Raw genomic sequence first — 21,672 nt, forward strand, 5'->3', positions numbered from 1 at the left:
CATGAAGAAATTTTTTTTACTCCTAATTGGACTAGGTTTTACTGCGTTTGGCTATGCAAGCTCAGGAGAAGCTTATCTTCAAAAATTTCAAACTTATTATGAACTTAGTGAATCGTTAAGCACTAATCCTTCGCCTGAGTTTTTTTCATTTATTAAAGATGACTCCCCCTTAGCGAATAAATTACGGGCAAAATGGCTCTATAAATTAGCTAAAGAAAAAAACTGGTCTTTATTTAACGACCATTACAAATCAACGAATGATTTGGAATTACAATGTTATTATTGGACTGCTCGTTATCATTTAGGATATACCGATGAAGCAATAACTGCGGCCAAGCCCATTTGGCTTTCGGGCCAATCCCAACCGTCTGCTTGTAATGGCCTATTCGATCAGTTGTTAGCACAGGATAAGAACCGAGAACAACTGATAGTTCAACGCATTACCCTTGCATTACAAAAGCGCAATTTATCATTGGCTCGTTATCTATTAAAACAACTTAACCCCCCTCGTCTTCATGATGTAGCTCTTTTAAATAAGATTTATCAAAAACCTACGGCGATTGCAACGCTTGAAGTCGGTCAGTTACATGATGATTATTACTTGTACGGGCTAAAGCGTATGGTCTCAACCAATATGGATCAGGCCATTAAATACTGGAAACACGTCAACACTAAAAAATTACTTAGCGAAGCTCAACAACAGGAATTTCTCGCCCACGTAGCATTATATAAAGCCATGAGAAATCATAAAGATGCCCCCTTCTGGTTTGCGCAAGTGAAGCGAGAATATTACACGGATCTCTTGCTCGACTGGCAAATACGATTCGCATTAAAAACCCATCACTGGAAAAAAGTTGAACGCCTTATTCGATTGGCGAATGAACCCGATAATCTTGCTTGGCAATATTGGCTTGCGCGATCTTTGGAAGCGCAAGGAAAAAAACAAGAAGCGCATGAGCTTTATGAACAACTGGCTAAAACTAGAAATTACTATGGCTTTCTAGCCAGCACTCGCATCAAAAAACCCTTTGCTTTTGAACACGAGCCTACCAATAAAAATCTTGCAATCCTCGCGCCTTATCTACCTTTTACCGATCAAATTAAACAACTCTACAATACCAATCAACCCTTTCAAGCCTCGAGAATGATCAACGATTTCGTACTTGAGCTTTCGAAAGAAGAACGAAGTGCCCTAGCCTATTGGTTAGCGCAAGAATTAGAATGGTATGATAAGGCATTGTATTTAAGTAACAACGATGAACTTAATAATCATCTTACCTTACGATTCCCACTCGCGTATCGCAAAACCATTACCAAATATGCCAACAATTATCACTTATCTAAAGAATTTATCTTCGCGATTATTCGACAGGAAAGCACCTTTCGTGAAAACGTTGTATCCAGCGCTGGCGCCCATGGCTTGATGCAAGTCCTTCCTAAGACTGCCAAAAATATAGCAAATCAACAAAAGATCCCCTATCAAGGAGAAAAACAGTTATTTTTGGCACCCATTAATATCCAGATTGGCTCTGCCTATTTGCAATATTTAGGCAAGCGTTTTAATCAACATCCACTCTTAATGGCCGCAGCGTACAATGCTGGCCCAAGTCAAGTGATTTATTGGTTAAAAAATCATCCTCCAAAGCAGATTGACATCTGGATTGAAACATTGCCCTGGCATGAAACTCGTAATTATTTAAAAAATGTGATGGCTTTTTTTGCAGTCTATCAATATCGCATGAAAGAAAAACCGGATTTGAGCGAATTTATGAAACCGTTTTAAACGTCGAGGTACTCTAGTTTATTGCCCCTACTTGGCCTGAACATTCTATCCGCCGAATCAAGAATTGCCTGAGTCGTTGAAGCTCATGGAAGTGAGATCGTCACAAAGCTCGCACTAGCATGAGTTATCCCCGTGATCGTTCAAAATGCGTGTTTTTAGGCGGTGCAAATTACGATCGCACTTCTTCAAAAAATCTAATACGCCATTCTCGTGCGATTTGCAGGCCGACTTAGAGTTTCTCGCGATAGCGTGAGATCGCCAATTCTCGTCTCATCAAGATGGCGCACTGCCGCCAAATCGATATTCGGCCATTCGTTCTGCAGGTTAACAAGCGAGCTCCATGACATCGCGCGCTCGGCCCCCGCGCGTATTAATGCAAAATCGAAACCCAGTCCAGATGAGGATGAAGAAAGAGGAAACCAAGCTTTATCATTCGTTATATAATTATGAATAGTAAGGTCGCGCGGCAGAATCGGCTCATTAAACGAAGGCAAAGGGTCGAATAATCGACCCTGCCTACAATACTCATGAGCGATGTGCGCGGGCACATCGCGTTGAGCCTTGCCAACCTTCATCCAGGCGTCTACCTGTCGATGAAAGTCCCAATTATCATAATTAGTCAAATAATTATCCAGTGCTGTAATCAACGAACGGAAATCAAATTGTAGTTTTTCACAGAAGATTATTGCTGGAGATGAATAAAAGATAGAAAAAATACCCTTTGGACAGCGTTGTAATAATATCTTTTTAAGTGATTCATATTCTGTTGCTGTAAACGATATCGTTTTATAGTTATTGGTTGTGGCTTGTTGTATCTTTGAATGCCTTCGGCCCACCATCGTTTTTAATTGACGAAATTCATCAGCATTCAAATGTTTCAAAACAAAACTCATGTCATAATGTGCGTTTTGGTAAGAAATACCATGCTGTTGATAAAGAAGTCCTGAATGCTCCATTGCATCAATTTTTTCTAACATGAGTGCTTTGGTTTCATCATCCATATGACGTTCTAGCATACGCTGCATATGCGTATCTTTAGCCCAATAAGCATATTCATAGGCTGTGCAATGAAACGTTCGTCCCGAGTAATCGGTAAATTTACCCGGTGTCTTAAGCAACGTTTGTTTGTCTTGCGATGACTCTAAAATAAGACGTGCTTCATCTTGTTTGCCTTTCGCCACATCATCTAAAAGGTCGCGGACTTTAAATGCGGGTTGTGCATGACAGACATCAACCACTTCTTGGGGAAGTCTATCCCATTGTACGTGGCTCAATTTATCCATGAGGGCAGCAGGCTCGATATCAATCGTGATAACGGGTTCATCTTGAGGTGTGACGATGTCACGATGCATGCGTGCTTCCGTATGAATCTCAGCCAAATAATCTTGGTTTTGGGATGTTCTGGGAATGATATTCGAAGCATCAGTGCAAATTAAACCTTTGTTGGTGAAAAAAATATCATTATCGCCCAATGCTTCAGTATCCAAAAGCATGAAATCATCCATGTGAGGATTTTCTTTCGTAGCCGTTACGGTGCGGTAGGTGGTTTTAAATTTTTGAACAATCGCATCTTTGTCGTTTTCAGGTTCAACGGTGCTTAAACCACGTGACAAATCAAATTCATTTTTGCCTTGATGAGCATTACAAAAATCGATGACAGCATGCTCCACATCACCACCACGGCTGAGTGTGTTCGCCACAAGTTCCACTAGCGCTTTACTTAAACGAGAGGATTTATCCAAAATCACACCAAAATTTTTATTGCTAATCCCTTTAGCACGACAATAAACGTTTAAAGAGCCTAAGTAAAACTGCGTTAAAATTGATAATCGCTCAGCCTTTTCAGAGGGAACAGACGAACATTCAAAATAAAAAGGGGAACTTTCCAATATACTCTGAAAGTTCGGTGCACAAATCCCTAATAGGGCCTCGATATATTCGCGAGAGGTTGTATGTGCATCAAACCCCATGAGTGTATCCACATATGACTTATCAACCATTTGCTCTTGACGATGCGCATCCGTTATTTTTTTAAAAAAATCATCCGGCACGCCATATTGAATAGCCAATTCGGCTTGCATGTTTTCAAAAGAGGTATTTGAGGGCAACGCATCTAATACTTTTTTAATAAGTTCTGTGCGAGGATCTACTTTTCCTAATGAAAGCCCTGCAAAGACCTTATGCATTTCATTATACAAAGGAGACAGTGGCGCACCGCGTCTGTCATTGCCTCGATTGATTGTAAAGACTGGGTTCACCACGCGAGACATAGGGTCTTGAACTCGTGGTCTTAACTGAATGCTGTATAAATTGGAAGGCTTGCTCAGTAAGGTGTTTACAACACTCCTATAAATCCCTCTCAGGTCAACAACTGCTTCGAGGTACGTATCGATTTGAGCTAGTCGTTCCTTTTTTGTGTAATAATGCTTATCACTTTCTTCCAGTAAAGAAAGATGAAATTCAAGTGTATTCTTATAAGACTCCAACTCTTTAACAGCACCACCTTCAAAAAATGCTTTTAACTCCAGGTCTGATTTACACGTATTATCAGTGCTCACATCAAGACCCGCTATAAAAGGAATCAGAAGATGAACGCGATTGCTTGCAGAATTAATGTAAATGTAACGAAAATTACTTGGTTCATTCAAGGGTACTAGCATAGTCTAGTGTTTTTTCCTATACGAGATTCTTTATTATAAATTAATTTGAAAAGTTCGTGGGTAGTCCTTTTAAGTGATGACGAAGTGGTCCCATTCGAGTACTGAATGACATTGATAGAATAATCGTAGAATTTGACGCCAGCAATACCAGGTATTCTCCTCGTCCTTTGATACGAGGAGATATTATATTAAAAAACTTATAATTAATTTTCGTCAATTTGTTTAGCCAAATCCATGACTTTCTCTTCAAATTGTTTTGAAGCTGACATTCCGCACCTCTAACTTAATTTTTTCCAATTAGAGAGTTTGCTCAAAACAAAAAACTACGTTTCCGATCTTTTTGCCATATATTTGTTCATTTTTAGTGCTGCCCAATTTTCAATGTGTGCTCTGATTCTTGGTGCTGCAAAAAACCGCGCATGCTCACAAGAGCGGAGCTTATACAGGGTATTTTTAGCCGAAAGTCCCCCCTGGGTCACCAGATTTTCCCATTATTCTATGCAGCTCATCAACCTAGACGCTGCTCAACATCATGCGGGATTTAAATAAATCTGTTGGGCATGAACACCAAAATAATTGATAGTCCTCTTTAGGTACGAATCAATATTCACAACCAACTTGAATACCTCACCTATCTGCTTAACCCATAATTCATTTACTACGCGAAATAAAAAATAGACCCACTTCAAACTAGGCTTATTCGTTGGCTTATCCAGTTGATTGGGAATGGTCTCATTTTGAGCCTGTAACGTTTCACGCAGGTCAAACTCACTCAGGCCATACACCATCAGGCATAATGTCATAACCATCATGAGCGCTGTAATGCGTTCTGGTATTTTGAGGAAAACAGAATCCACCTCAAAGGTGTCGCCCTTGATGAATTTGAACCCTACTTCCGTTCCAGACTGGGCTTTATATTCCCTAGTAAGTCCTTGCAAGGTAAACCCGATTTATCCCGTTCATTGCTAGCTAAAATGAAGCGGCCCTTCAAAGCGCGCTTCTTGGCAACTGTGGCCTCATCAAACGTCAGTTGGTGCTGGATTTGGTAACCACGCTTTTCAGGGTGCTCGCCTGCCTTGGTCGCCCGCGGCGGCCATGTTTATTTACCTCAATAAGCTCAGCATCCACACGATGAAATCTGAGTTTTTTCTTTAGCTCTTTTATTGTTAGAAACGCGTCTTCCTGACATTGAAAAACCTGATTACTTTCTACTTGCTTGCCAGTTTGTCATATCAAACGCTCAGGCCGACATAAAACGTTTAAGACGGTCGCAGATTATGGACATACTTTGTCGGTTGGTTTTTTTGGACTAATGCTTCATCTTGTAACAAATGACAAAGGAGAATTGATGGCATTTAAAATCCAACAGAGCAATCAGCATAACAGCAAAGCAGCCGCGTCACTGCTTAAATATTTGCAGGGACTGGCTTTTGGCGATAAAGACTACCTACGTAAAAAAATGTTCGATGAGTTATTTAGCCAAGGTTTGAAGCTTATCACCAGAAAGCGTAAAAACATGAACGATAAAAATAATTTATCACGCTTTGAAAAACAGATGTTAAACCAAATAGAGATCATAGTAACAGTAATAGGACCAAGGCGGGAGCACGTGTGATTGTAAATTACCCTATTTGCCTACGCCCCACACTTTATGCGCGGGATCCACCGATATTATTAGATTCCTGGATCCCGCGCATAAAGTGTGGGACGTAGATAATAGATCAATAATCTCATAAAAAATTCTAACTGACTATCTTTATATCACACATGCGTTTGCCCTGGTAATAGGACACCTTAAGTATTGCTATCAGGTTTGATACACTCGGCACCGTTCAATGATCAATGCTATGACTCATCTGGTTTCTGCTTTGGCTGCATATGCAATTGAGCCATTGAACATACCAGCTATCAAACTGATCGGAAATTGTTCATGAAAAACTCATAACTGGGGTTGATACAAGTTTTTCACTTACCAAAACTTCTATGGTTGCACAATCGCAATGAGGAATTTCTGGGGGTAATTTGAGCATCTGTGAGTTGTTATAAGGCAACAATTATCTTTGCCGGTAAACGACAATTATAACTGCCGGTTTTGACCGGTTTATTTGGGCTGACATGAGTCGATATACCAGGAGGTTCGATGTCAGGGTCACGGATAACCTCAAAACAGATAGAGATATACTGAAGTTAAGAAAGGAAGGGCATATCCAACAATTCAGCAGTGCAAAAGCAGGTATTAATTAGGTAGAATGCTGGGTCGTTTTCAACCCAGCCTGTGGAATGGATGTAACTTACAATTTTGATTCTCCGGGAGAGCCTTAATCAAGGCTTACCTATCAAAGAATCAGTCTTTCGTACAAGTAACCATGGGAGATAACAAGTAGTGTGGGCTTGTATCGGCAGGGAACCAGGCAGCTTTTTGCTGAGAAATCATAGCCATGTTTGCTACATTTCCCCAAAAAAGATAACAATTATTTTTCTTGATATATTCACAGGTAATCTTACGAATATTGTCGGCATTGAATGCATTTTTATTTCTGATCATATAGTAATTGTACTTGGCAAGATCGTCTTTCAAGTACACAACCGAAAATTGAGCATCAAGCTGAGCCGCCAGTGAGGATACGTCACAGGGGGTGTATTTTTCCATGCTCTGTTTAACTTCGGGATTAACTGGAGACTCATTTATCGTAATTTCAGCATGAACCCAAGTTGTAAAAAACACCATTATCAGACAAGAAAATTTCTGAATCAGTTTCATAATTGAGCTCCTTATTATCAATGAATGCCATGAAAAGCAAAAAATTTTACTGATTGTTCTTACTATCAGATTGAGGCGAGTACTCTTTAATAGGAAGCTTTAAATCTAATTTTTTAATGCATAATGCCTTATCACCATCAACCAAAATATATTTATTGCTCATGGCATGAGTATCGGAAGAATTTTGCGAGTTTTGCTTAAAGAGCCCATCTGTGGAACCTTTGAAAAGTCCTTTCACAAGCTCCATCATGGAGATTGAATATAATACACAGTTATTTTTGTTGGCATACTCTTGAAACAAGGAGGAAGCGTCAACCCCTTGTTGCTTGGCTTCAACAGCCAAGCCGGCAGGGTCTTTTGACAAATTAAAGCTTTTATCTAAACCAGAGTCTTTTTTTAAATCATCGAGAGAACAATAGTTTGACTTGGTTTCTTCGCAAGTACTGGCAAATAGTACTGAAGGAAAAAGAAGTGTCAGAGTGATAAATAAAATATTAGATTTTTTCATGTTAAATCCCTTTTTATGAAAATTACTTTCCATAATATATCACAATAAAATTCATGATCAATTAATTCGATGTAAATTACTCTGTACATGACAAAAAAACCTGTCATGTACAGAGTGTAAATTATCAAAATTCAGCACATTGGGTTGGTTTATTATTTTCCATTTTGTTTATGCGAGAAAAACCCGGCTGTTCAGCCTTATTTTCTCCAGGATAGTTATTAAATTCGTCCCTATTTATATAGCGTCTTGATTGCCACTGCTCATTTTACTCTGCGAATAGAACGCAAATCACTCTTCATTCAGAATCATCATTGATGATACAGGATGATCACTCATTGTGAAAAGATAAGAGCAAGACTAAAGTATTATACTGCTTGCACAACACTTAGACTCATCTTACAGGAACAGTAATAACCGGTGCTTGAGTAGCGCGTTCGCTTGCGAGTAAATTAAACAAAAGCTGCATCATGGCAAAGGTTCTTTTAGAGGAGATGTCAGAGTCTCTGATGAAGAACCAATGGTTGCGATAGTATACAGACACACTTACATCACAGCGCGGTCTTGTTTTCGATGTATAAATATGCAAAATGCCTTTGGTAATATTAGTCATATCGTAATATTGACCATTGGGGTACCTAGGAATATCTACCAGGCCACACTTGATCATTTCAGGAGTAACTTCAACAGCGTTTCTTAAATAATATAAGGCGCTTAGAAAAGTTCGCTGCTTAAAAGCTACAATATCATCCTCATCGCTAGCTATACTGGGGTCATTAACGAGATGAATTACTTTAGGTCTATCTTTAAAACCCAATAATTTATAAAGTCTTAACACTTTAGGGGAATTTCGATAATTATCATCAATTACAATGTCGATGCTAGCTCTAGGAGTTATAGGCATTTTATTAGAAACTCGCCCTCTATCGCCTTCACTTCTTGCTGCAAGAGCATTTTTTGAATGTATTAGTGAAGAATCCTTTGCCGCTAAAATTATTCGTTTTGATGTGCTGGTTTCATTTTCTGAAAGTTTGCTGTTAAGGCCCTCATTATTCGGATGATATAAATTAGCAAGCAACTTCTCAAATGAAAGACTTAATGTATTGGTTTCTGCATACGCCATTGAAGTTAGCGATAACATTAGATACACAATAGCGATTCTCATCTAATTATTCCTTTTCATCTTCATATTTTCGGTCCTCATAGTATTTTTCTGTAAGCGTCTCCAAATGTTTAATTCGTTTTTGAGGAGCGGTTGCTATATTTTTTGAAACATGAGTAATTAGGTTTTCTTGGAAATAAATTGCCCGTTCTCTTTGAAGTTCTTCTAATAAAGTCACTATTTCCATGACTTCTTGAAAGTCTGGTGGACCAGGCATGGTTATGCTTGAAATATTATTAAAGTTACCAAATTTATAAAATAAAATTCGAAAAAGCTTTGAAATATTAAATCCTGCTTCCAGCATTGTATATACGACTTGCGTGTCTATTGGAGTTAACATTTCCCTAGTAAATTTCTCGCCTTGCAGGGGCGTAAAAGTAATCGTAGGCGAATCCGAATAAGATGATTTCTGTTTGGCAGAAGCAGAGAGCTTTTCAGCAGCAGAGTAGCTGGTACCTAATTCACCAGAGAAAGCGAGGTTATTGGAAGATGTAATATTGTCTACGTTGATAAAATAAGGCCGATCGTCGAATCGTAACCGTACAATATTAAGCAACAATTGGTACTCTTCACTGAGTATCATAGCATCATTGTAGCCGGCGCGATTTTTAGGTAGGATAGTTGTTCCAATGCTGGTGCACCCGATTAAAAGGACTGATATTGCTATAAGAAGCCATTGAGCATTAACCTTTAATTGACACATAGCAAATAATCCTTTAGAAGTCTTCCTCAAAATTAAAACTTAAACATTTCTGAAAAAAAACATTATGAAGACCATCTATATTCTCTGTCAATAAATATTGAGTTTATCACTATGTCGGAAGCCTCGAAATAATTTTTGCAAAGACTACTCTGTACATGACAGGTTTTTTGTCATGTACAGAGCAAAGACTATATTAAACATTGCCTTATCTATTGTAAGTACTCGAATGGTTAAAAGTAGCGCGTGGTGAAGCAGTAAAATATTATACCTATTAATAACAAGGGTATATCACACGAGTCAAATGATGCCCCTTGTTAGGTAACGTATATGGACTCATCCGTTTTCGCAAGTAATCATTGAGTGAAAACGGATGAGTCCATATACGTTGCCTAAGAAATTGCTGATGATTTAAATTAACCGGATGCCGCGGGCAAAAAAGTTTGTGCCGGACGTTATCCGGTACCGGCACATGAGCGATAAGTGAAATGTCAACAGACTCTAGATAACAAGAATATAAAGAGCGCCTGCTCCGCGTAATACCTGAACGAGCAGTTGCTTGTTGTTTTCTTTAGCAATGGCTTGCAATTCATCCATTGTTTTTGCAGGTTTGTTGTTAGCAGCAATAATCACATCTCCAGGTCTTAACCCCGCTCTCCAGCCTGCGCTTGTTTCGACTGCACCAACCACCTGAACTCCTTTAATATGACCATGCAAAGGAGAGTCCTGCTGGAAGTCGGATAATGCTAGTCCAAATAGAAATGGGTTTTTAGATTGCAGTTCTTGCTCATGCTTTTTCATGTCAGTCACAATGACTTTAAACGTAATATCTTTATCTTTACGTTTTGCTTTAATGATTGCAGTACTTCCGACACGCAGCAAGCTAACGGTTGTTTTAACCTGTGAAGCCTGGGTAATTCTTGTGTCATTAATTTGAGTGATTACATCGCCAGCTTTTAATCCAGCTGATTCTGCAGGCGAGTTTTCATTGACTTGTGAAACTAAAGCGCCTTTAAAATCTTCAGGATACCCCATGGCTTGCGCAAGCTCTGGAGTCAGGTGCTGTACAAAAATACCCATTAGACCACGATGAACGGAACCAAATTTTATGATTTGTTGAGCAACATCCCTGGCCATATTAATTGGAATGGCAAACCCAATACCGACGTTCCCCCCATACATAGAGATAATAGCCGTATTAATTCCAATCAATTCCCCTTTTGTATTGACCAATGCGCCACCAGAATTACCGGGGTTAATTGCTGCGTCGGTTTGGATGAAGTTTTCAATTCCTTCGATGTTTAAATCGCTACGCTTCATAGCACTAACGATTCCAAATGTTGCTGATTGACTGTTTCCGGTGCTATTCAAACCAAAGGGATTACCAATAGCCACCACAAAATCACCCACTTCGAGCCGATCAGAATCCCCAATAGGTAAGCTTTTTAAATTTTTAGCATCAATTTTAAGCACAGCCACATCAGTAGCGCTATCGCCCCCAATTAACTTTGCCTTTAACCGCCTGCCATCATTCAGCGTAACCGTGATCAAAGTTGAATTTCGAATCACATGATCATTGGTAAGAATGATTCCATTTTTAGGATCAATAATGACGCCTGAGCCAATACTTTGAAACTTCCTTGGTTTTTCAACACCAGGTTGTGGAGCGTGTTCTGACTTATCATCATCATCCGATAGCGGCATGCCGTTGCTAGGAATAATCCCTTGCACCGCAACGTTAACAATAGCGGGCATAGTCGCGTCCAAAACTGGGGCCAAGGTTGGCAATAAAGGCGCATCTTTTTGTGCAAAAACAACTGAAGTTAAGCATAAAGCAATAACTCCAACCAGGGATCGAACTCTATAAAACATTGTCATTTATCCTGTTTAAACCAAATTAAGGTAGCCATTCTACCCGTTTGACCATCCCTACGATAGGAATAGAAATGTTTTTCATCTTCCTTAGTGCAAATCCCAGACGCGTAAACAGCTTCCAGTCCTTGCTCAGACATAATCAGTTTAGCGAGCAAAGGCAGATCAGCATACCAGCGAGCTTCTTGCTGATGAAATCCTGTTCTCATATTAGGATATGATTTCGCAAAAGCAGCCATGACATCCTCACCCACTTCATAGCAAGATTTGCAAATAGAAGGCCCTATCCAGGCAATCAATGCTGCGGGTTGATTATTCATTTTTTTTAAGGTGTTTTCAATGATACCATCAGCCAACCCTTTCCATCCCGCATGGATTGCTGCAATTTCAGTACCCTTACGGTCGCAGAGGAGGATCGGCAAGCAATCAGCGGTCATTACTGCAAGAATGCGTTTTGAATCATGGGTAATGGCTGCATCCGCTTTGCGTTCAGAGACGTCTTCTGCCACAACACAGTGATTGGTATGATTCTGATCAAGCCATTCTGGCTCGCTGGGTAAATTTAATTCTTGTACCAGCGCCTTACGGTTAGCTCGAACATGCTCTGGATTATCTCCCACATGTAATGCCAAATTATTGCTATCAAAGGGAGCGTTGCTTTCTCCGCCTAATCTTGTTGTTGTTAAAGCACCAATATGATTTGGAGCTGGCCACTCAGGAATTATATAGTTCATCTGTCTCGTCCATTTGTGATAGTAACTGTTTAAAATCATCAGGCAATGGAATAGTAAATGTCAACTCTTGATGTGAGATTGGATGCAAAAATGATAAAGAATAAGCATGCAACGCCTGTCGTTTGAATGTCTGTAAAGTGTTTTTTAACGAATCAGAAACACGTGCAGGAATACGCGCTCGACCGCCATATAACGGATCACCTACAATAGGATGGTTTAGGTGAGCCATATGAACCCGAATTTGATGCGTTCGGCCAGTTAACAATCTAATATCAAGTAAGGTAAAGTGATTAAAATGTTGTTTAACCCTGTATTCGGTAACCGCTTCTTTACCCTGCTTAGTCACCGCCATTTTCAAGCGATTTCTTGGGTGTCGCCCATAAAACGTAGCTAGTTTTCCTCCGGCGATAACATGGCCATGTACCAAGGTTAAATAGCTTCGTTGAATTTCACGAGCTTGCATTTGACGAATTAAGGCGGTGTGGGCTGGTAATGTTTTAGCTACAATAAGGAGGCCTGTAGTATCTTTATCCAGTCGATGGACAATTCCGGCTCTGGGTAACGGTTCTAATGCTGGATCATAATGCAGCAACGCATTTACTAGGGTAGATTTAAGATTACCAGCCCCTGGATGAACGACTAAACCGGAAGGTTTATTAATGATTAACAAATGATCGTCTTCAAATACCACGTTTAGCGGAATATCCTCTGCTTCAAAAGATGCATCACCTCGAGCAAAGCTTGCTTCAATTCGCACAAGTTCCCCACCTTTGACTTTTTCCTTTGGCTTTAAACAATGATCGTTAAAGGTAATAAAGCCTTTTTTTAGCCATAAAGAGAGTTGGGCTCGGGAATACTCTGGAAAGAGTGTAGCAAGGGCAACGTCAGCACGTTGCCCATGATGTTCAGGAGGCACAATGGCTTCTTTTTTAACAAATTCATTCATTAACGATTAATCGACCCCGCAGAGAGTTTGGTTGCGCTTCGGTAATGACAACCTCGGCAAATTTCCCAATTAAGCTAGGATTTCCATCAAAATTAACGACACGATTACATTCCGTGCGACCTGCCAATTGCTGTTCTCTTTTTTTAGAACGGCCTGTTATAAGAATTCGTTGATTGGTTCCAACCATCGATTCACTGTAACGCCCTGCTTGCAGCAACAACCGATCTTGTAAAATTCTTAGGCGTTCTTTTTTGACCTCCATGGGCGTATCATCTGGAAGATTGGCCGCAGGGGTTCCCGGGCGTGCGCTGAAAATAAAACTAAATGAAGTATCAAACCCAATTTCATGAACTAAGTTCATAGTGTCTTCAAAATCCTTATCCGTTTCTCCTGGAAATCCCACAATAATATCGGTTGAGAGTCGGATATCTGGACGAACTTTGCGAAGTTTTCTAATTTTGGACTTATATTCCATGGCCGTATATCCTCGCTTCATCATTGCAAGAATGCGATCGGAGCCACTTTGAACGGGTAAATGCAAATGATTGGCTAACTCAGGAACCTCAGCATAGGCGTTGATTAAATTATCTGAAAACGCAACGGGATGAGACGTGGTGTATCGAATCCTATCCATACCATCGATTGCGGCTAAGTAATGAATCAGTAAAGCCAAATCCGCAATATCACCGTTACGCATTTCTCCGCGATAGTCATTTACGTTTTGTCCAAGAAGATTAATTTCGCGCACACCTTGCTCGGCCAACTGGTAGCATTCCGCCAAAACATCATCAAACGGACGGCTGATTTCTTCACCGCGAGTATAAGGTACCACACAATAACTGCAGTATTTGCTGCACCCTTCCATAATGGAAACAAAGGCAATAGGCCCTTCAGCTCTGGGAGCAGGTAAATGATCAAACTTCTCAATTTCAGGAAATGAAATGTCCACAACAGGTTTTTTTGAGCTTAATCGTTCTTCAAGCATTGCGGGTAGACGATGCAATGTTTGTGGGCCAAACACTAAATCCACAAAAGGAGCGCGCTTGATAATATCCGACCCTTCTTGACTAGCAACGCATCCCCCTACTCCAATAACGACATGAGGATTTTTTTGCTTGTATTCTCGCCACTGTCCTAATTGAGAAAAAACTTTTTCTTGCGCTTTTTCACGAATCGAACAGGTATTTAGCAAAATAACATCAGCTTCCTCAACGTCATTCGTTTTTTCAAGTCCATGTGAGCTCAATAATACTTCTGCCATCTTAGATGAATCATACTCGTTCATCTGACAGCCATTGGTTTTGATGTATAGTTTTTTAGTCATGATGCTTCATATAAAAAGTTATTAAGTGGAAATACATTAAAGGTCTAGGTCAAGCCCAGACAAGCACATATAAAGTTATTCATGTTCTTCAATATTTTTACAATACGTTTCCCGAATCAGAGGGAGAATTAACAAAGAAATTAGTATTCCAGCGGGTAATAAAGCCAAGCCAAGATGATACGCCTCCATGGGATACACACGAACCCCATTCACGGCTTCACCGGTCCAAAACATATCCAGTATATAACCAATGATCGGCTGAGCAACAGCGATTCCTATCATATTCATCATATTCATGAAGCTCAACCCCGTCGCAACGTATCGTTGGTTGCATAATTCTTTGGCTACTGCAAATGCTGGCAAAAAGCCTGCTGAAAAAATACCGAACATAAACAGGAGCAATTGCATCATCGTACCGGATTGGATGGGTGCAAATATAAATAAAGAACTGCAAATCAAGGCTCCAATGCTACCAAAATACAACGGTGGTTTACGGCGACCAATACGCCCTGAATAAATTCCCCATAAAGGACTGGCAATTGCCCATCCAATAAATACAAGAGAAATGTAGTTTGCAGCGGTAGCTTTAGCAAGATCCATTTTAAACATTAAAAATGGTACGCCCCAAAGCCCACAAAAAACTGGCGTAGCCATGTACATTAAGCCACCGTATGTTGCAATCAACCATAATTGTTTGTTTTTAATTAAAGCCAATAAGCTTTTTAATAAGGACTCTTCGCCGCTATTTTGCAAAGGCTGTGCTGCGTAATTTCTTCGTTCGTCCTTAGGCACGTCGCGAGCGACAAGAAAGATTAAAATCGCCAGAGCTACTCCAATACTCCCCATAATATTCATGCTTTGCCGCCAGCCATAATTATCGATGAGTATCGCTAATGGAGCTTCACCTCCAATGGCACCAAGCATACCAATGGTCACCATGATCCCAGTTAAAAGCGCAAAACGCTCTGAAGGAAACCAATTAGCGGCTAGTTTCATTGCACCGATGGCTGCAAACGCTGAACCAAAACCAATCATTAATCTGGCAATACATGCCATGTAAAAACTATTCGTTAATCCAAACGCAATTGTACTCACTGCACAAATGGCTGTTGCGATGGTTAGCAGTTTTCTAGGACCAAAGTAATCAAGAAGCAAGCCACCTGGTAATTGCATCGATGCGTAAGAATAAAAATAAATGCCCGATAAAATTCCTAATGTGTGGCTTGTAACAGAAAAGTCATGCATCAACTCATGGCTCATTACACTAGGTGACACTTGTAATAAACATTCATAAAAATAAAATAGGCACCCGAGTCCCCATACAATCCAAGGCATAAAGGTTTTAATTGAAAAAACTTCCGCTGCGGCAGATTGAGGTGGGTTACTATAAGCCATAGGTAAAACTCCAATCGATTAAAGCTGAGAGCTATGACACATACCCAAGATACTTCAAAATGCGATTTTATGGGGATGCTTTAATATTCACACAGCAAAAAAATCATATCGACTAAAATATCGCATTTTGAAGTATCGTAGATATAGCTCTATATCCAAAACTTACAAGTGAACATAAAATGTTATCAGCTTGTTTAGTATTTGTCTATTATCGAGTGGCGTTAAGAATAACTTCCTCTGTACATGACAGATTTTTTTGTCATGTACAGAGAATAAATTCCATAAACACTTGACAAGCTGCGCTTAAGAAGACAAAATCTCGCCCGATCGTGGCTATGTAGCTCAGCTGGTTAGAGCGCAGCACTCATAATGCTGAGGTCGGTGGTTCGAGCCCACCCATAGCTACCAACTTCACCTCCCCACCCCATTTTTATTCAGAATTTATGATCTTTACATGACAGGTTTTTTGTCATGTACAGAGCGTAAAGAGAGAAATTTGTTTACAGGCCTATTACAACGTTTCAATTTTAGTTATCATGAAATCATTCATAAAAACATGGTTTATTGATGCGCGTTTGGGTTTACATTTTAATACTTCTGTTCGCTTCGCTGGCAAGTGCCGCGGATGTTGACATTAAAACCTCAACAGAAGATAAAGAAACCGTTTATCTTCTTCATGTGGCCGCTTATTCCTCGCAAAAGCAAGCCAATGAATTAAAAACTAAGTTAGAGACGGTTACTAAAGATCCCATCGAAATTGCCTATCTTAATGAAAAAAAATTATATCTCGTTAAAGTCGGCCCACTTAAAAACCTAGCCCAAGCCCAATCATTAAAAAAGAAAATCGAATCAACACTGCATGCTCCCACCAAGCAATTATCTAATACCATTTGGAACTTAAGGAATGCAGACATTCGGGCCGTCATTGCTGAGGTTTCTAGGATTACTGGGAAAAACTTTATAATTGACCCTCGCGTTCAGGGTAAGATTACCATCGTTTCCAGCAAACCAATGAATGAAAAGGAGCTGTATCAGGTCTTTTTATCCATGCTGCAAATCTCCGGTTATGCTGCCATACCATCCGGAGAGATCATTAAAATTGTTCCGAATATCGAAGCCAAAACTATGTCACCTGATGTGCTAAGCCAAATGAAAAGGCCACCACGTGGTGATGATATGATGGTGCAAGTAATTCCTGTCAAATACGTCCCTGCTGAGCAACTTGTACCGGTGCTTAGACCTCTGATGCCCCAATGGAGTAGTGTGTCGGCCTATGGGCCATCAAATATGCTGATTCTATCTGGGCGTGCGAGCAACATTCGTCAAATGGCTGAAATTATCAATCAAGTTGATAGTTCCAATGCCAGTGGAATCGACATGGTCCCCCTTAGGCATGCCTTGGCCATGGATATTGCCAACACCTTAAAAGATCTTATCAAAACTCAGCCAGGCATTATGCATGCCCAAACCATGATTGCGGCGGACGATCGCAATAACTCTATTCTTATCAGCGGCAATAAAACCGAGCGAATACGATTAAGGCTTTTAATTTCACAATTGGACAAACCTGGCCCTTATGGTAATGACAGCAATACGCAAGTTATTTACCTTAGCTACGCTCGCGCGGAAGATTTAGTTCCAATTTTAGCAGGGATTGCTCAAGCTAGTTTTAGTGGGTTGGTCGGTACGACGATTGGTACCATTACAAGACCCGTATTAGACAGCACTAACCCTTCTGCCAGCATGGGAGCGAATGCTTTAAGCGCTGTCGCCCCCCCCCCAATTCCTGCTTCAACAATCAGTTCTGCTCCCCCTGGCGCCTTGCCGACAACTTCAGCCACGGCCACTCAAATTGAAGGAACCACAAAGCCTTCTGTGCAAATTATTGCAGAACCTAATACTAATTCTATAATTATAAACGCGCCGCCTACGCTCATTCGTACTTTAAAGTCTGTCATTAGCCAGCTTGACATTAAACCAGCTCAGATTTTAATTGAGGCTTTGGTTGCAGAAATTAACGAAAGTGATGTATTAAATTTAGGCATTGAATGGGGAAGTGTGGTAACGGATTCTGCCTCAGACGCAAGTACTTTTAGACCAGGCTTTGCCATATTAAATTCACACACTTCTTTAGATCAATTCCAAGCTCAAATCTTTGCGCTTGCACGAGAAAGGAAAGCGAACATCTTATCAACCCCTTCTGTGGTTGTGTTGGATAACCGTCAAGCCAAAATTTTGATCGGTAAGCAAGTATCTGTTGCCACTTCTTCCTATCCTAATAATGCTGGAGGTACTACCACGGCGAGTCCATTTACAACGTTTGATCGAATTAATGTGGCCTTACATTTATACGTCAGACCCCAAATTACTAGAGACAATGGCATTCAAATGCAAATTGATCAGGGTAATGACACACTTGATCCAGTGAGCTCTGTAGACGCGTCCACCAACCCTGTGTTTAACATCAGTGCGATTGTAACCTCAGTACATGTCGATAGTGGTGATATAATAGTATTAGGAGGATTGATTCAGGATAATTTAGGTAACGACGATAATCGCCTCCCAATACTGGGTGATATTCCAGGGTTAGGAAAATTATTTCAGCATAACATCACAAGTCGTGAGAAGAAGGTTTTAATGGTATTTATCAGGCCTTTTATACTTAAAACTAGGGATCAATCTTTACAAGTATCGGGTACTAAATACCATCAAGTAAGAGATATACAGTTAGAAATGGTTCGCTCACAAGATTATAACGAAAATGATATGAATACAGTATATCCGCCCTGGAAAAATACTTCACTACCAACGCCGTTTTGTAAACCGCCCTGTAAAACGGCTGCAGTTACTCCACCCAAACCTCAGTTTACTAAATAACTATGACCGGAAACCAACCTCAAATTCCTTATCATTTTGCAAAAAAGCATGGGATTGTTGCGGAATATATTGAGGAGGAGAATAAAGCGGTTATTTATCATTTGAAAGAAACACCCCTGCAGGTGTTTGCTGAGGTGAAACGACTGCTGCACTGTGCATTATCCTTAAAAGAGGTGGATCTTGAAGTTTTTCAAAAAAAATTAGCTAATTTTTATCAATCCCAATCCTCCATTCGCGATGCAGCTGTTGGAATGACCGAAGAAATGGACCTTGATAAATTAGCCGGTCAGTTACCAGATAGCGAGGATTTACTCGATACACAAGACGATGCACCGATTATCCGACTCTTAAATGCCCTGTTTACTCAAGCGATTAAACAACACGCATCCGACATTCACATTGAGACCTATGAAAATAGGGTACTCGTTCGAAACAGAATTGACGGCGTTTTACAAGAAGTCTTAGAAATCCAACGAAGTATCGCACCACTGGTTATTTCTCGCGTTAAAGTGATGGCGAAGCTCGATATCGCTGAAAAGCGGATTCCTCAAGATGGCCGTATCGCGTTACATATTGGTGGACACAATATTGATGTTCGAGTTTCCACCCTACCTTCAAATCATGGGGAGCGCATCGTATTAAGAATACTAGATCAACAAGCAGCACAACTTGATTTGGATAGTCTTGGTCTGTCTAAACAAACGCAAACAAGCATTCGAAAACTTATTTCGCAGCCACATGGTATTTTTTTAGTTACGGGACCAACCGGCTCGGGAAAAACAACGTCACTGTATGCAATGCTTAAAGAATTAAATCAGGTCAGTCGCAATATTTTAACCATCGAAGACCCTATTGAGTATGACTTGCAAGGGATTGGTCAAACTCAAGTAAATCCCAAAGTTCAAATGACCTTTGCCAAAGGATTACGAGCCATACTGCGCCAAGATCCCGATGTGGTTATGATCGGTGAGATCCGCGATCTCGAAACCGCTGAGATTGCTGTTCAAGCGAGCTTAACAGGCCATTTGGTCTTTTCTACTCTGCATACCAATACCGCCTTAGGCGCCCTAGTTCGTTTAAAGGATATTGGTGTCGAATCGTTTCTACTCTCTTCAAGCATTATTGGGTTAATGGCCCAACGATTAGTCAGGAAACTTTGTGAAACATGTAAAAAGCCACACATACTCCGAGACGATGAACTTCAGCTGATGGGGCTTAGCGACAAAAAAAACCTGCAAGTCTTTGAGCCAAATGGCTGTGAACATTGTGGTCACTCAGGCTATAAAGGACGAACAGGAATTTATGAAATCATTACCGTTGACGAAACGTTGCGAGGAATGATTCATCGCAACGAAGATCAGGCAACCCTTGAGCAATACATTCGGCCGACCATGCCAAGCATTCAATCTGATGGGTTTAAACGTGTGTTAGCTGGAGAAACCTCTTTAGCGGAAATACTACGCGTTACCCATACTTAACTTTTTAGCAGAACTAATCATAATGAATAGGTTTCCTATTCCTATAAAAAAGAAGGTCTTTATTCAGGGATGATCTTAGGATCAATTAACCCTCGGTCTCCAGCTTATTTGAAACGCGCCAAGTTGTTCCTTCTGGGCCATCTTCAATCTCAATTCCTTTATTGAGCAATTGATCACGAATGTCATCAGCTTTTGTCCAATTTCGTTCTTGGCGAGCTTCATTTCGCTCTTTGATCATGGTTTCAATCCATTCCTTATCTTGTTCAGCAAGACCTGCTTGCAAAAACTCTTCAGGAGATTCAGACAAAATCCCTAACACACCCCCCAATTTGTGTAGAGTGGCTGCTAATTTTGGAGATTGCGTTTTATTGAGTTCATGACTTAACTGGAATAAAACCGCTAGAGCTTCAGGCGTATTAAAATCATCATTCATCGCTTCATTGAATTTTGCAATCCAATCCCGATCCACGTCGGTTGGATTGAAGGATGACCCTTTTAGGGATTGATAAAGTCGTAACAAGCCTTTATAAGCATTCTGTAGGTTTTCATCCGAATAATTCAAAGGACTTCGGTAATGACTACTTAATAAAAAATAGCGTATGGTCTCAGAGTGATGATGGTTTAAAACGTCTTCAATGGTAAAAAAATTACCCGTGGATTTAGCCATTTTTTCATTATTAACTTGCAGCAAGCCCACATGAATCCAGTAGTTGGCAAAAGCATGTCCAGTCGCACCTTCACTCTGAGCAATCTCGTTTTCATGGTGAGGAAATTGCAAATCAGCCCCTCCTCCATGAATATCAAACTGCTCGCCTAATTCTCCCATAGCCATTGCCGAACATTCGATATGCCACCCTGGTCTGCCAAGCCCCCAGGGTGATGGCCAGCTTGGCTCGCCTGGCTTTGCTTTTTTCCATAAAACAAAATCTAAAGGTGAGCGTTTCTCTTTCGTAACTTCAATACGCGCCCCGGCTTCCAGCCCCTCTAAATCTTTATGAGAGAGTTTTCCATACCCCTCAAAACTTGGAACATGAAAACAAACATCACCTGATTCTGTAAGATAGGCACATCCTCTATTAATTAAACGTTCTATTAAGGCAATGATTGCATCGATATTTTCTGTAGCGCGGGGTTGCTTATCTGGTGGTAAAATATTGAGCGCTCGGGTATCAATATCCATGGCTTCTATAGATTTTGCCGTTAATTGTTGGATAGAAATATTACGTTCAATCGCTCGGTTAATGATCTTATCGTCAATGTCGGTAATATTGCGAACAAAGCACACGTCAAACCCTTGTGCGCGTAAAAATCGAACAACAACATCAAAACATACCATTGTCCGGGCATGGCCAAGATGACAGCGGTCGTATACGGTGATTCCGCAAACGTACATTCCAATTTTCCCAGGTCTCATGGGAATGAATACTTCTTTTTTCCGAGTTAAAGAATTATAGATCTTTAGCATCCCAACTCCC

General features: G+C 40.4%; 16 protein-coding genes and 1 tRNA gene. 5 read left to right on the top strand and 12 right to left on the bottom strand.

Features of this window, described 5'->3' with window-relative positions:
• Position 1 precedes the first annotated feature (1 nt).
• A complete protein-coding gene (locus E1O47_RS04635; RefSeq protein WP_133130101.1) occupies positions 2-1,783 on the top strand; it encodes a transglycosylase SLT domain-containing protein in 1,782 nt (593 codons plus the stop codon).
• 194 nt (positions 1,784-1,977) lie between these two features.
• Here the strand turns inward: E1O47_RS04635 and E1O47_RS04640 are convergent, their stop codons facing one another.
• Positions 1,978-4,443, bottom strand: a complete 2,466-nt coding sequence (locus tag E1O47_RS04640) for a hypothetical protein (protein ID WP_133130102.1) — start codon at positions 4,441-4,443, stop codon at positions 1,978-1,980.
• Between the two features lie 530 nt (positions 4,444-4,973).
• Positions 4,974-5,381, bottom strand: a complete 408-nt coding sequence (locus E1O47_RS04645) for a hypothetical protein (protein ID WP_133130103.1) — start codon at positions 5,379-5,381, stop codon at positions 4,974-4,976.
• A 278-nt stretch (positions 5,382-5,659) separates the two neighbouring features.
• Here E1O47_RS04645 and E1O47_RS04650 point away from each other — a divergent pair, with 278 nt between their 5' ends.
• Entirely contained in the window at positions 5,660-6,058 is a 399-nt protein-coding gene (locus E1O47_RS04650; RefSeq protein WP_133130104.1) for a transposase, read from the top strand.
• 729 nt (positions 6,059-6,787) lie between these two features.
• Here the strand turns inward: E1O47_RS04650 and E1O47_RS04655 are convergent.
• From E1O47_RS04655 to E1O47_RS04695, 9 genes are all read right to left on the bottom strand, one after another.
• Positions 6,788-7,204, bottom strand: coding sequence for a hypothetical protein (locus E1O47_RS04655; RefSeq protein ID WP_133130105.1), 417 nt, complete (start codon positions 7,202-7,204; stop codon positions 6,788-6,790).
• 46 nt (positions 7,205-7,250) lie between these two features.
• The gene (locus E1O47_RS04660; protein ID WP_133130106.1) at positions 7,251-7,712 is read right to left on the bottom strand and encodes a hypothetical protein; all 462 of its coding nucleotides are present in this window, start codon (positions 7,710-7,712) and stop codon (positions 7,251-7,253) included.
• Positions 7,713-8,103: 391 nt separating this feature from the next.
• Entirely contained in the window at positions 8,104-8,874 is a 771-nt protein-coding gene (locus tag E1O47_RS04665; protein WP_133130107.1) for a hypothetical protein, read from the bottom strand.
• A gap of 4 nt (positions 8,875-8,878) precedes the next feature.
• The gene (locus tag E1O47_RS04670; RefSeq protein ID WP_133130108.1) at positions 8,879-9,574 is read right to left on the bottom strand and encodes a hypothetical protein; all 696 of its coding nucleotides are present in this window, start codon (positions 9,572-9,574) and stop codon (positions 8,879-8,881) included.
• Between the two features lie 498 nt (positions 9,575-10,072).
• Positions 10,073-11,443: a Do family serine endopeptidase gene (locus E1O47_RS04675; protein ID WP_133130109.1), complete on the bottom strand. Its 1,371-nt coding sequence runs from the start codon at positions 11,441-11,443 to the stop codon at positions 10,073-10,075.
• A gap of 2 nt (positions 11,444-11,445) precedes the next feature.
• Complete coding sequence (gene pgeF, locus E1O47_RS04680) at positions 11,446-12,177, bottom strand: peptidoglycan editing factor PgeF (protein ID WP_133130110.1); 732 nt, start codon at positions 12,175-12,177, stop codon at positions 11,446-11,448.
• A complete protein-coding gene (gene rluD, locus E1O47_RS04685) occupies positions 12,158-13,123 on the bottom strand; it encodes a 23S rRNA pseudouridine(1911/1915/1917) synthase RluD (RefSeq protein ID WP_133130111.1) in 966 nt (321 codons plus the stop codon). The genes pgeF and rluD overlap by 20 nt, the downstream gene beginning before the upstream one ends.
• Positions 13,116-14,447 (bottom strand): tRNA (N6-isopentenyl adenosine(37)-C2)-methylthiotransferase MiaB, encoded by a 1,332-nt coding sequence (gene miaB, locus E1O47_RS04690; RefSeq protein WP_133130112.1) that lies wholly within the window; start codon positions 14,445-14,447, stop codon positions 13,116-13,118. The genes rluD and miaB overlap by 8 nt, the downstream gene beginning before the upstream one ends.
• Positions 14,448-14,522: 75 nt before the next feature.
• Positions 14,523-15,842 carry an MFS transporter gene (locus E1O47_RS04695; protein WP_133130113.1) on the bottom strand — a complete coding sequence of 440 codons (1,320 nt, stop codon included), beginning with the start codon at positions 15,840-15,842 and terminating at the stop codon, positions 14,523-14,525.
• 331 nt (positions 15,843-16,173) lie between these two features.
• Here E1O47_RS04695 and E1O47_RS04700 point away from each other — a divergent pair.
• The 3 genes from E1O47_RS04700 to lspE all read left to right on the top strand — a co-directional run bounded on the left by E1O47_RS04700 (position 16,174) and on the right by lspE (position 20,197).
• A tRNA-Met gene (locus tag E1O47_RS04700) sits at positions 16,174-16,250 on the top strand.
• Between the two features lie 156 nt (positions 16,251-16,406).
• Positions 16,407-18,719, top strand: a complete 2,313-nt coding sequence (gene lspD / locus E1O47_RS04705; protein WP_423202756.1) for a GspD family T2SS secretin variant LspD — start codon at positions 16,407-16,409, stop codon at positions 18,717-18,719.
• Between the two features lie 2 nt (positions 18,720-18,721).
• Positions 18,722-20,197: a GspE family T2SS ATPase variant LspE gene (lspE, locus tag E1O47_RS04710; protein WP_133130115.1), complete on the top strand. Its 1,476-nt coding sequence runs from the start codon at positions 18,722-18,724 to the stop codon at positions 20,195-20,197.
• An 85-nt stretch (positions 20,198-20,282) separates the two neighbouring features.
• Here lspE and cysS read toward each other — a convergent pair whose 3' ends face one another.
• Complete coding sequence (gene cysS, locus E1O47_RS04715; protein WP_133130116.1) at positions 20,283-21,662, bottom strand: cysteine--tRNA ligase; 1,380 nt, start codon at positions 21,660-21,662, stop codon at positions 20,283-20,285.
• Positions 21,663-21,672 lie beyond the last annotated feature (10 nt).

This window comes from Legionella yabuuchiae, assembly GCF_900640115.1.
Taxonomy (GTDB): Bacteria; Pseudomonadota; Gammaproteobacteria; order Legionellales; family Legionellaceae; genus Legionella_A; species Legionella_A yabuuchiae.

Excerpts from the sequence above, each read along its gene's own strand:
- E1O47_RS04665 (WP_133130107.1), bottom strand. The coding sequence starts at position 8,874 with ATGAGAATCGCTATTGTGTATCTAATGTTATCGCTAACTTCAATGGCG.
- E1O47_RS04695 (WP_133130113.1), bottom strand. The coding sequence starts at position 15,842 with ATGGCTTATAGTAACCCACCTCAATCTGCCGCAGCGGAAGTTTTTTCA.
- E1O47_RS04660 (WP_133130106.1), bottom strand. The coding sequence starts at position 7,712 with ATGAAAAAATCTAATATTTTATTTATCACTCTGACACTTCTTTTTCCT.
- E1O47_RS04635 (WP_133130101.1), top strand. The coding sequence starts at position 2 with ATGAAGAAATTTTTTTTACTCCTAATTGGACTAGGTTTTACTGCGTTT.
- E1O47_RS04670 (WP_133130108.1), bottom strand. The coding sequence starts at position 9,574 with ATGTGTCAATTAAAGGTTAATGCTCAATGGCTTCTTATAGCAATATCA.
- rluD (WP_133130111.1), bottom strand. The coding sequence starts at position 13,123 with ATGAATGAATTTGTTAAAAAAGAAGCCATTGTGCCTCCTGAACATCAT.
- lspE (WP_133130115.1), top strand. The coding sequence starts at position 18,722 with ATGACCGGAAACCAACCTCAAATTCCTTATCATTTTGCAAAAAAGCAT.
- E1O47_RS04675 (WP_133130109.1), bottom strand. The coding sequence starts at position 11,443 with ATGTTTTATAGAGTTCGATCCCTGGTTGGAGTTATTGCTTTATGCTTA.
- cysS (WP_133130116.1), bottom strand. The coding sequence starts at position 21,662 with ATGCTAAAGATCTATAATTCTTTAACTCGGAAAAAAGAAGTATTCATT.
- E1O47_RS04655 (WP_133130105.1), bottom strand. The coding sequence starts at position 7,204 with ATGAAACTGATTCAGAAATTTTCTTGTCTGATAATGGTGTTTTTTACA.
- pgeF (WP_133130110.1), bottom strand. The coding sequence starts at position 12,177 with ATGAACTATATAATTCCTGAGTGGCCAGCTCCAAATCATATTGGTGCT.
- E1O47_RS04640 (WP_133130102.1), bottom strand. The coding sequence starts at position 4,443 with ATGCTAGTACCCTTGAATGAACCAAGTAATTTTCGTTACATTTACATT.
- miaB (WP_133130112.1), bottom strand. The coding sequence starts at position 14,447 with ATGACTAAAAAACTATACATCAAAACCAATGGCTGTCAGATGAACGAG.